Below are 10,683 nucleotides of genomic sequence, written 5' to 3' on the forward strand. Positions count from 1 at the left end.
GCATCGTCGCCTCCGGAGTTGCGCATCGTCATCCGATCCGGGCGGACCGGACGGTCCTCCGCGGAGGCGATGGGTTGCGAGGCGGCAGGCGCGGGCGTGGCAGGGCGTGCGGGTGAGAGTCGTCGGGCCCGTCGTCGCGGGTAATCGACGGCGGGAGTCATCGGACCGAGGGGGAGTCTCAGGGCTCAGGAGCGACGGTACTCCGACTTCGACGGCGGGAGAAGAGCATTTGAGCAATCCTCAATAACCCAGAACGGGGGGTACCCGGAAGGCTCGAGACCCCGAACCGCGACGATCACGCGATCGGGTGGGCCTCATGTCCCGGAACAGGGGGTACCCCGGTCGCTGTGAGAGAGTTGCGGACATGGACATCGATGAGGGGGATGCCTCGCGCGGGGGCTCCCGCCGGAAAGTGCCGACCGAGCCGCGCGAGAGCCTCGTGCGCACGGCGTTCGTCACCGAGGAGTCGATATACGGCGTGCTGCTCGTCTCGGGCATGATCGTCGTGGCCGGCTCGCACGGGTCGAGCTCGTGGCAGGTCTTCTGGACCGTCGTGATCACGGTGCTCGTCTTCTGGGCGGCGCACGTCTACGCGGGCACGGTCGCGCGGCACGGCCTCGCGGTCGGGCACGTGATGGGTCTGCGCGACGCGTTCGCCGAGTCGTTCCGGCGTTCGCTGGGCCTCCTCTTCTCGGCGCTCATCCCCTCGGCGATCCTGCTGCTGGGCGCGCTGAAGGTCGTGCCCGACCTGCTCACGATCTGGATCGCGCTGTGGGCCGGCGTGGTCGTGCTCGCCGTGCTCGGGTTCGTCGCCTACCGGCGCCGGGGGGCGCCGCTCCACCTGCAGCTCCTCGGGGCCCTCGGCACCGCCGCGTTCGGCATCGTCATGATCCTGCTCAAGGCGATCATCCACTGATCTGCGTGATGAACCGCGGCCCCCGAACCGCTATCGTCATGCCAAAGGGGGCATGATGCCGAAGATGACCAATGCCGAGCTGCAGGCTCGGATCGCACAACTCGAGGGCGAGAACGAGCGACTGCGCGAGCTGGCCGACGCTGCATCGGCCGCGGCCACTGAGGCCGCGGTGGCGGCCGAATCGGCGGCGCGTGCCGATGAGTCGGGCGCTCCGCGGGCGAAGCGGGGTCGCGGTCGCGGCCGCACCGCGGCCGCGGTCGTCCTCGTCGTGATCGGCCTCCTGCTCGCGCCGGTTGCGGTGGTCACGAGCTGGGCGCGCGCAGAACTCGTCGACACCGACCAGTTCGTCGCGACGGTCGCACCGCTCGCCGAGGATCCCGCGGTGCAGAGCTACGTCGCCGACCAGGTCACGACGGCCATCGAGAATGAGGTCGACATTCCGCAGCTGACCTCCGACGTGTTCGACGGAATCCGCTCGCTCGACCTGCCGCCGCGGGCCGAACAGGCGCTCGGCCTCCTCGAGGCGCCGGCCGTCCAGGGCCTGCAATCGCTCGTCGCGGGGGTCGTCGACCGCATCGTGACGAGCGAGGCGTTCGCCGACATCTGGGCGAACGCGCTGCGGGTCACGCACAAGCAGTTCGTCGCGGCGATGCAGAACGACCCGAACGCCGCCCTCGAGATCGGTGACGACGGCTCGCTGTCGGTGCAGCTCGGGCCGATCATCGAGGCGGTGAAGCAGCGCCTGGTCGAGAACGGGGTCGGCTTCGCCGAGCAGATCCCGGTCATCGAGAAGAGCATCGTGATCGCGCAGGACGACGCGTTCGTCTTCGTGAGCACCGTCTACGCGCTCGCGGTGGCCGTCGGCACGTGGCTGCCCTGGATCGCCGTCCTCTTCCTCGTCGCGGGGATCTTCGTCGCCAAGCGGCGGCCGGTCGCGCTCTTCTGGACGGCGGGCGGGCTGACCCTCATCATGGCGCTCCTCGCCGCGGGGTTCGACGTCGGCAGGCTCGTCTTCCTCGGGGCGGTCAGCCCGACGATCATCCCCGCGGGGGCGGCGACCGCGATCTACGGCTACGTCACCGAGGCGATGGCGTCGACGACCGCGGCGGTCGTGGTGCTCGGCCTCCTCGTCACGATCATCGCCTGGTTCGCCGGGCCGTGGCGCCCCGCTCGCGCGGTCCGCGGGTTCGCCGGCTCCGGCTTCGCATCGCTCCGCCGCACGGCGGCCGCTCACGGCATCACGACCGGCGGCTTCGGCATCGCGCTCGACCGCGCGCGCGGATTCGTCTACGGCGCGATCGCGCTCATCGCCGCGGCCGTGCTCATGTTCAACCGGCCGGTCACGACGGGCGCCATCTGGGGCACCGTCATCGTCGCGCTCATCGCCGTGCTGCTCGTCGAGCTCCTGCGCCGCCCGGCCGACGAGATCGAGGCGGATGCCTCGGCGCCGGCCGCCGACGCCGACCGGGTCGCTCTCGACGGCGACGTCGAGGGCGACGAGCCCGACGGCGACGCCGACACGGCCGTGCTCGACGTGGACCGACAGGAGACGGAGCCGCTGGACACGTCGCCGCGCGCGTGATCGACCGCGCCGCCGCGGCGGCGGGCGAACCCCGCCCGCGGCGGTAGGCTCGACGGCGTCATGAGTCGCACGACGATCGCCCTGCTCGCCGCCCTCGAAGCCGCTGTCGCCGCCCTCATCGGGCTCGGTATCGCGCTCGTCCCGCTGCTCGTCGTGTGGGCGGTGCACTTCGGGCTCGCCGTCGACGCTTCGGCGTTCTTCCGCGCGGCGGCCGACGCCTGGCTGCTCGGTCACGGCGTCGACGTCGTCGTGCGCCTCGACGAGGTGACCGCGGCCCGCACGGGCGTGCCCGGGGCGGGCGACCCGTTCCCCATCACGATCGCCTTGCTCGGGTTCGCGCTCCTCACGGTCGTCGCCGGGCGCCGCATCGGTCGTCGTTCGGCCATCGGCGGGCATTCGATCACGGGATCGATCGCGGCGGTCGCCGTCGCCGCGCTCGTCGGGGCGGTGCTCGGCCTGGCCGCGACCACCGACGCCGCGCGCGTGTCGTTCTGGCAGGCGCTCCTGCTGCCCCCGTTCGTGATGGCGATCGGCGTGGTGATCGGCGCAGTGCTCGAGACGATGCGAGCGGCGAACACCGACGACCTCGGCGGCGGGTGGCTGCGCGACCGCGTCGCGGCGCTGCCGAGCGACCTCGTGGGTGCGGTTCGGCAGGCGGTGCGCATCGGTGCCGGCGCCGCGTTCGGCGTGCTCGCCGTCGCGGGCGTCCTCGTCGCCGTGCTCATCGCGCTCGACTACGCCACGATCGCGGGTCTCTCGCAGGCGCTCGGCACCGGCGTCGACGGTGGACTGCTGCTCTTCGTCGCCGAGCTCGCCTTCCTGCCGAACTTCGTCGTCTGGGTCGCCGCCTGGCTGCTCGGCCCCGGCTTCGCGATCGGCGCGGGCACCACGGTCGCCCCGGGCGGCACCGTGCTGGGCCAGATCCCCGGCATCCCGCTGCTCGGCGCGCTGCCGGGCGAGGCGCCCGCGCTCGCCGCGCTGTGGCTCCTGGTGCCCGTGGTGCTCGGATTCGCCGGCGCGTGGCTCGTGGGTCGCGACCGCATCCCGGCGGACGACCGCGACGACGCGTGGTGGCGGCCGCTCGCGGTGGGGGCGGGAGCCGCCGTCGTCGCGGCGACGGTGCTCGGGCTGCTCGCGTGGTGGTCGGGCGGCGCGGTCGGGCCGGGACGGCTCGCGGTCGTCGGTCCCGACGGCTTCGCCGTCGCCCTCGTCGCCGGCGCGACCGTCGGCGTGGGCGCGATCGCGGGCGGCATCGCCGCACGCCTGCAGCAACGGACCGGCATCGGGGTCGAGCCCGCGACGTCACGGCCCGATCCCGGCCGGTAGGCTCGAGGGGTGCTCAAGCTCGTCGTCCTGATCTCAGGTGGAGGCTCCAACCTCCGGGCCCTGCTCGAAGCCGCCGAAGACGCCGAGTTCCCCGCGCGCGTCGTGGCGATCGGCGCCGACCGCGAGGCATCCGGTCTCGTGCTCGGCGAGGAGTTCGGCGTGCCGACCTTCACGGTGCCGTTCACCGCGTACGACGACCGCGACGCCTGGGGCGACGCGCTCATCGAGCAGGTGCGCGCCTGGGAGCCCGACCTCGTCGTGCTCTCCGGGCTCATGCGCCTCGTGCCGCCCGCGGTCGTCGACGCGTTCTCGCCGCAGCTCATCAACACGCACCCGGCGTACCTGCCCGAGTTCCCGGGCGCGCACGGCGTGCGCGACGCGCTCGCCGCGGGCGTCGCGCAGACGGGGGCGAGCCTCATCGTCGTCGACAACTCGGTCGACGGCGGCCCGATCATCGCGCAGGAGCGCATCCCGGTGCTGCCGGGCGACACCGAGTCGAGCCTCCACGACCGCATCAAGCCCGTCGAGCGTCGCCTGCTCATCCAGGCCGTGCTCGACATCGCCAATTCGCACCTCGACCTGAAGGACCTCGCACGATCATGAGCGGCCACGCCATCGACCCCAGCCTCTACCGCGAACGCGACGTCGTACCCGTGCGGCGGGCGCTCATCGCCGTGAGCGACAAGCGCGGCCTCGTCGAACTCGCGACCGCGCTCGTGGGCGCGGGCGTCGAGATCGTCTCGACGGGCGGCACCTCGAAGGCGATCGCCGACGCCGGCCTGCCGGTGACCCAGATCGCCGAGGTCACGGGCTACCCCGAGCACCTCGACGGCCGCGTGCGCACGCTGCACCCCGCCGTGCACTCGGGGCTCCTCGCCGACCTGCGTCTCGAGTCGCACGAGCAGGAGCTCGCCGGCCTCGGCATCGCGCCGTACGAGCTCGTCGTCGTGAACCTCTACCCCTTCGTCGAGACGGTCGCCTCGGGCGCCGAGCCCGACGCGGTCGTCGAGCAGATCGACATCGGCGGACCCGCGATGGTGCGCGCCTCGGCGAAGAACCACGCGAACGTCGCCGTGGTCGTCTCGCCCGACCGCTACGACGAGCTCGTCGCGGCGGTCGCCGCGGGCGGCACGACGCTCGCGCAGCGACGCGAGCTCGCGCGCGAGGCGTTCCGGCACACCGCCTCCTACGACGTCGCGGTCGCGAGCTGGATCGGCAGCGTCGTCGCCCCCGACCAGCCGGTCGACGTGTCGCCGTTCCCGGCCTGGGTGGGCGGCACCTGGCTGAAGGACGCCGACCTGCGCTACGGCGAGAACTCGCACCAGCGGGCGGCGATCTACGCCTCGCAGGGCGGTCGCCCGGGCATCGCCCAGGCCGTGCAGCTGCACGGCAAGGAGATGAGCTACAACAACTACGTCGACGTGGATGCCGCGGTGCGGGCCGCGTTCGACTTCGACGAGCCCGCCGTGGCGATCATCAAGCACGCGAACCCGTGCGGCATCGCCGTCGCCGCGCCCGGCGCTGCCGACCCCATCGCCGACGCGCATCGCCGGGCGCACGAGTGCGACCCGGTGTCGGCGTTCGGCGGCGTCATCGCCGCGAACCGCATCGTCACGCGCGAGATGGCCGAGACGGTCTCGGGCATCTTCACCGAGGTTCTCGTCGCGCCCGCGTTCGAGGCCGAGGCGGTCGAGCTGCTCACGCAGAAGAAGAACATCCGCCTGCTCACCCTGCCCGAGGGGTTCGCGCCGACCGCAGTCGAGCTCAAGCAGGTCTCGGGCGGCATGCTCCTGCAGCAGGCCGACCGCCACTTCGCGCCCGCCGCCGAGTGGACGCTCGCCGCGGGCGAGCCCGCCGACGAGGCGACCCTCGCCGACCTCGAGTTCGCGTGGCGCGCGTGCCGCGCCGTGAAGTCGAACGCGATCCTGCTCGCCTCGGGCGGCGCTTCGGTCGGCGTCGGCATGGGCCAGGTCAACCGCGTCGACTCGTGCAAGCTCGCCGTCGAGCGGGCCGGCGACCGCGCGACCGGTTCGGTCGCGGCATCCGACGCGTTCTTCCCCTTCGCCGACGGCCTGCAGATCCTCCTCGACGGCGGTGTGAAGGCCGTCGTGCAGCCCGGCGGTTCGGTGCGCGACGAAGAGGTGATCGAGGCGGCGAAGGCGGCCGGGGTGACCATGTACTTCACGGGCGAGCGCCACTTCTTCCACTAGGCCGTCTGCACGAGGCCGCCCGGTCCACTCGCTCGATCGGGAGGAGATCGCACGATCGGGAGGGCCCGATCTCGCGAACGCTCCTCCCGATCGTGCGAACTCCTCCCGACCGGGGCGACGGCGGGTGTCACGGCTGGCCGCATGCGCCCCGGAGCATCCGCTCGGCGGTACCCTTGAATCGACCCTGCGCACACCACGCGCGGGCCAGGTTCCGCCCACGAAGCGGATGATTCGAGGAGAACGATCGATGTCGATCACCCACGCCCCGGCGCGCGCCGCCGAGGTCAGCGCCACCCTGCCGAGCGACGCCCCCGACCACGAGCGGGTGCTCATCACCCGCGGTCCCCGCTCCGGCCTCACCGTCATCGTCGCCGTGCATTCCACGCGGCTCGGCCAGGCGCTCGGCGGTGCCCGCGTCTGGAACTACGGGCACTGGACCGACGGCCTCGCCGACGCGCTGCGCCTCTCGCAGGCGATGACCATGAAGAACGCGGCCGCCGGCCTCATGCGCGGCGGCGGCAAGTCGGTCGTCGTCGTGCCGTCGGGCGTCGTGCTCGACGAGGCGCAGAAGCGCGACGCGATGCTCGACCTCGGCGACGCCGTCGAGTCGCTCGGCGGCGCCTACATGACGGCCGAAGACGTGGGCACGAGCGCCGAGCTCATGGCCGTCGTCCACGAACGCACCGAGCACGTCTGCGGCCTGCCGCCCGAGCAGGGCGGCGTCGGCGAGCCCGCCGATGCGACCGCCGCCGGCGTGCACGCCTCGATCCTCGCCACGCTCGGCCAGGTCTTCGGCTCGCGCGACGCCGCGGGTCGCCACTTGGTCATCTCGGGCCTCGGCCAGGTGGGCGGTCGCCTCGCGCGCAGCCTCGCCGCCGCGGGCGCCCGACTCACCGTGACGGACGTCGCCGAGTCGAAGCGCGCGCTCGCCGACGAGCTCGGCGCCGCCTGGGTGGAGCCGGCCGACGCCCACCGCGTCGAGGCCGACGTCTTCGTGCCGTGCGGGCTCGGCGGCGTGCTCACGCCCGAGGTCGTCGCCGAGCTGCGGGTCGCCGCCGTCGTCGGCGCTGCGAACAACCAGCTGGCCTCGCGCGACGTCGCCGAGCTGCTGCGCGACCGCGGCATCGTCTGGGCGCCCGACTTCGTGGTCAACGCGGGCGGCGTGATCTACCTCGACGTGGCCGGTCAGCCCGGCGCCGACCAGGCCGCGCTCGACGCGCGCATCGCCGGCATCGGCGACGTGGTCGCCGCCGTGCTGCAGGACGCCGAGGCGACGGGCACGACGACGCTCGACGCCGCCGAGCGCCTCGCCCGCGCCCGCCTCGACGCCGGGCGCTAGTCCCGGCGTCGCCCCGCTCGATCTGCGGGGATCGACCCCACGCGTATCGAGTGGGCGGTGGTTGTCCGATACCGGCCCGGAACTGGACCACCATCGCCCACTCGATCGATGAGGAGCGCGGGAGAGGGCTGCCGTGCGGCGGTCGCAGGCCCGACCGCCGGGCCTCCGACCGGCCAGTAGGCTCGTCTCCATGACGTCCCCCGCCTCACCGTCTTCGACCGCGCCCGCACGACCGACGGCGAGGTTCACGCCCGCCGCGAGCCGGGGGCGGCGCGTGGCGGCGGTCCTCGTCTCCGCGGCGGTCGTCGCCGTCGTCGCGATGTGCGCCTCGACCCTCGCGTTCTTCATCGGCAACGGGCAGTCGCCCGCCGTCTTCACGCAGGTGTTCGGCCACTTCGCGCTCGCCGCGTTCTTCGCGTGGGCGCTCCTCTCGATCGCGAACGCGCTCGGCGCCACGCGGGCCTGGTTCCTCGCGCTCATCACCGGGCTGACCTCGGCCTGCCTCGCCGCGCTCATCGCGACCACCGTGATGGTCGTGGCCGCCGCCCGCTCGCCGTTCGGCCCCGCGCTCCTGTTCGTGATCGGCTCGCTCGTGAGCCTCAACCTCATCTTCGTCGTCGCGGTCGTGCTCGCCGAGGTGTTCCTCGCCCCGCGCGTGATGCACGGCATCCTCAACCACCGCGCCGAGCGCGCGCCCCGACGGCTCGCGCTCGTGCGCATTCCCGCCTCGAACCTCGACGAGGCCGAGCTCACCCACCTCGAACGTCGCCCGGTCGACCAGGCCCGCGCCGACGAGCAATGGGACAACTACTGCGCCGCGCTCGTCGCCGAGGGCTGGGAGACCGTCGAGGTCGACGCCGCCCCCGAGATGGCCGACTCGGTCTTCGTCGAGGACGCGGTCGTCATGTTCGGCGACCTGGCCGTCCTGACCCGCCCCGGGGCGGAGTCGCGGCGCGGCGAGGTCGACGGCGTCGAGCGGGCGGTCCGCTCGATCTCGGGGCTGACCGTCGAGCGCATCGCGGAGCCGGGCACCCTCGACGGCGGCGACGTGCTGAAGGTCGGCGACGTGGTGTACGTCGGGGCGTCCACGCGCACGAACGGCGAGGGCATCCGGCAGTTGCGCGAACTGCTCGCGCCGCACGGGTACCGGGTCGTCGGCGTGCCGATGACGAAGGCGCTCCACCTGAAGAGCGCCGCGACCGCGCTGCCCGACGGCACGGTCATCGGCGATCCCGGGCTGCTCGACGCCGCGACGGTGTTCGACCGATTCCTGCCGGTGCCCGAGCCCGAGGGCGTCGCCGTCGTCGAGGTGTCCGAGACGTCGCTGCTCATGTCGGCGGCGGCCCCGCGCACCGCGGAGATGCTCGCGGGCCTCGGCTATCGCGTGGTCACCGTCGACATCTCCGAGTTCGAGAAGCTCGAGGGCTGCGTGACCTGCCTGTCGGTGCGCGTGCGCTGACGCGCGCGCGGCGCCGGGCACCGCGGCCCGGGCGCGCTCGGCGGCTCAGCCGGCGTGCGACGCCTCGAGCGGCTCGCGCGCGCGCCCGTCGTGCAGCTCGATCACCCGGTCGGCACGGCTCACGAGCGCCGCATCATGGGTGGTCACGACGGCGGCGACGCCGCGTGCGTGGACGAGATCGCCGATGAGGTCCATGACGGTCGCCGCCGTGCCGCTGTCGAGCTGGCCGGTCGGCTCGTCGGCGAGGAGCACCTGCGGACGCGCCGCGAGCGCGCGTGCGATGCCGACGCGCTGCTGCTGCCCGCCCGAGAGCTCGTAGGGCCGCTGCGCGGCGTGAGCGCCGAGCCCCACGAGCTCGAGCGCCTCGGCCACGCGGACGGCGCGCTCGCGCGGGTCGGTGAGCTGGAGTCGCAGCGGCACCTCGACGTTCTCGGCGGCCGACAGCACCGGGACGAGCCCGAAGGACTGGAAGACGTAGCCGACCCGATCGCGGCGCACCGCGGCGAGGGCCTCCTCGCCCAGCGCGGAGAGGTCGTCGTCGCCGAGCAGCACCCGCCCCGACGTCGGCCGGTCGAGCCCGCCCAGCAGGTTGAGCAGCGTCGTCTTGCCGGCGCCCGAACGCCCGGTGACGACGACGAGCTCGCCAGGGGAGACCTCGAGCGAGACGCCGTCGACGGCGTGCACGGCACCGCCGCGGCCCTCGAAGACGCGGCTGACCGAATCGGCGCGCAGCGTGGTCATCGTTCCTCCTCGGATGCTTCGGCGTCGTGCCCTCCGGCGGCATGGCGCCCGTGGCGCGGGGGCGCCGGGCGAGGCCCGGCGTCGGCGTCGGCCGGTTCCGCGCCGTCGGCGTCGGCCGCATCGGCGCGGCCGTCGGTCGGTGCCGTCGCCGAGGCATCCGCCCGGGGTTCGTGGCCGGGCCAGACGCCGACGTGGTCGCTCTCGAGGGCGAGCCGCACGCGGTCGCGCAGTTCGAGGCTCTGCATGAAGTCGTGCGGGAGCTGCAGGCGACCGACCCGGTCGAGTACCGCGAACTCCTCCGCGACGTGCTGCTCCTCGCCGTGCTCGTCGACCCTGGTCGAGCGCAGCACCTCGGTCGACGTGCGGCCGTCGCGGATCTGAACGGTGCGACGGACGTGACCCGACACCGCCGGGTCGTGGGTGACGATGAGCGTCGTGACGCCGAGCTCGTCGTTGACGCCCCGCATCGCGTCGAGCACCGCCGACGACATGGCCTCGTCGAGCTCGCCGGTCGGTTCGTCGGCGAGGAGCACGAGCGGATCGTTCGCGAGGGCGACGGCGATCGCGACTCGCTGCTGCTGCCCTCCGGAGAGCTCGCCCGGACGGCGGTCGCGCTCGCCGCCGACCTCGAGCAGGTCGAGCAGCTCGTCGACGCGCCGTGCCCGCTCGGCCCCGCGGCGCGTGCGCGCGACGTTCATCGCGAGGGCCACGTTCTCGGCCGCCGTGAGGTAGGGGAGGAGGTTGCGCGAGGTCTGCTGCCAGACGAATCCGACCGTCCGGCGGCGGTAGGCGACGCGCTCGCGGGCACCCATCGTGAGCAGGTCGTGCCCGGCGACCCTGGCGACGCCCGCCGTGGCGGTGTCGAGTCCGGAGAGGATGGTGAGCAACGTCGACTTGCCGGAGCCCGATGCGCCGACCACGGCGACCATCTCGCCCGCGTCCACGCGGAGGTTGAGCCCTTGCAGGGCCTGCACCTCCACGCCGTCGGCGGTGAAGATGCGCACGAGGTCGGTGCACAGGATGTGCGGTTCGCCCGGAGGGGAGCCGTGCGCCGTCGTCGCGGTCGTGCGATCGACGACCCCGCTCTCGGCATTCGTCGTCTCGGCCATG

Annotated in this window: 9 protein-coding genes; 7 read left to right on the top strand and 2 right to left on the bottom strand. The window is 73.5% G+C overall.

Features of this window, described 5'->3' with window-relative positions; genetic code table 11:
• The first annotated feature begins 364 nt into the window (after positions 1-364).
• From AC3RJ7_RS03370 to ddaH, 7 genes are all read left to right on the top strand, one after another.
• Positions 365-916 carry a hypothetical protein gene (locus AC3RJ7_RS03370; protein WP_491454415.1) on the top strand — a complete coding sequence of 184 codons (552 nt, stop codon included), beginning with the start codon at positions 365-367 and terminating at the stop codon, positions 914-916.
• Positions 917-980: 64 nt separating this feature from the next.
• A complete protein-coding gene (locus AC3RJ7_RS03375) occupies positions 981-2,498 on the top strand; it encodes a hypothetical protein (protein ID WP_491454416.1) in 1,518 nt (505 codons plus the stop codon).
• A 60-nt stretch (positions 2,499-2,558) separates the two neighbouring features.
• Positions 2,559-3,824, top strand: a complete 1,266-nt coding sequence (locus tag AC3RJ7_RS03380) for a cell division protein PerM (protein ID WP_491454417.1) — start codon at positions 2,559-2,561, stop codon at positions 3,822-3,824.
• 9 nt (positions 3,825-3,833) lie between these two features.
• The gene (gene purN / locus AC3RJ7_RS03385; RefSeq protein ID WP_491454418.1) at positions 3,834-4,427 is read left to right on the top strand and encodes a phosphoribosylglycinamide formyltransferase; all 594 of its coding nucleotides are present in this window, start codon (positions 3,834-3,836) and stop codon (positions 4,425-4,427) included.
• The gene (purH, locus tag AC3RJ7_RS03390; protein WP_491454419.1) at positions 4,424-6,034 is read left to right on the top strand and encodes a bifunctional phosphoribosylaminoimidazolecarboxamide formyltransferase/IMP cyclohydrolase; all 1,611 of its coding nucleotides are present in this window, start codon (positions 4,424-4,426) and stop codon (positions 6,032-6,034) included. Before purN ends, purH begins: the two co-directional genes overlap by 4 nt.
• 247 nt (positions 6,035-6,281) lie before the next feature.
• Positions 6,282-7,373: a Glu/Leu/Phe/Val dehydrogenase family protein gene (locus AC3RJ7_RS03395; protein ID WP_491454420.1), complete on the top strand. Its 1,092-nt coding sequence runs from the start codon at positions 6,282-6,284 to the stop codon at positions 7,371-7,373.
• A gap of 190 nt (positions 7,374-7,563) precedes the next feature.
• Positions 7,564-8,832: a dimethylargininase gene (gene ddaH / locus AC3RJ7_RS03400; protein WP_491454421.1), complete on the top strand. Its 1,269-nt coding sequence runs from the start codon at positions 7,564-7,566 to the stop codon at positions 8,830-8,832.
• A gap of 45 nt (positions 8,833-8,877) precedes the next feature.
• Here the strand turns inward: ddaH and AC3RJ7_RS03405 are convergent, their stop codons facing one another.
• The gene (locus tag AC3RJ7_RS03405) at positions 8,878-9,573 is read right to left on the bottom strand and encodes an ABC transporter ATP-binding protein (protein WP_491454422.1); all 696 of its coding nucleotides are present in this window, start codon (positions 9,571-9,573) and stop codon (positions 8,878-8,880) included.
• Positions 9,570-10,682 carry an ABC transporter ATP-binding protein gene (locus tag AC3RJ7_RS03410; protein WP_491454423.1) on the bottom strand — a complete coding sequence of 371 codons (1,113 nt, stop codon included), beginning with the start codon at positions 10,680-10,682 and terminating at the stop codon, positions 9,570-9,572. The genes AC3RJ7_RS03405 and AC3RJ7_RS03410 overlap by 4 nt, the downstream gene beginning before the upstream one ends.
• Position 10,683: the final 1 nt, after the last annotated feature.

This window comes from Agromyces solani (assembly GCF_058349925.1).

Bases quoted from the DNA above. Each gene is read 5' to 3' on its own strand.
- AC3RJ7_RS03370 (WP_491454415.1), top strand. From the start codon at position 365: ATGGACATCGATGAGGGGGATGCCTCGCGCGGGGGCTCCCGCCGGAAA.
- AC3RJ7_RS03375 (WP_491454416.1), top strand. From the start codon at position 981: ATGACCAATGCCGAGCTGCAGGCTCGGATCGCACAACTCGAGGGCGAG.
- AC3RJ7_RS03380 (WP_491454417.1), top strand. From the start codon at position 2,559: ATGAGTCGCACGACGATCGCCCTGCTCGCCGCCCTCGAAGCCGCTGTC.
- purH (WP_491454419.1), top strand. From the start codon at position 4,424: ATGAGCGGCCACGCCATCGACCCCAGCCTCTACCGCGAACGCGACGTC.
- AC3RJ7_RS03395 (WP_491454420.1), top strand. From the start codon at position 6,282: ATGTCGATCACCCACGCCCCGGCGCGCGCCGCCGAGGTCAGCGCCACC.
- ddaH (WP_491454421.1), top strand. From the start codon at position 7,564: ATGACGTCCCCCGCCTCACCGTCTTCGACCGCGCCCGCACGACCGACG.
- AC3RJ7_RS03405 (WP_491454422.1), bottom strand. From the start codon at position 9,573: ATGACCACGCTGCGCGCCGATTCGGTCAGCCGCGTCTTCGAGGGCCGC.
- AC3RJ7_RS03410 (WP_491454423.1), bottom strand. From the start codon at position 10,682: ATGGCCGAGACGACGAATGCCGAGAGCGGGGTCGTCGATCGCACGACC.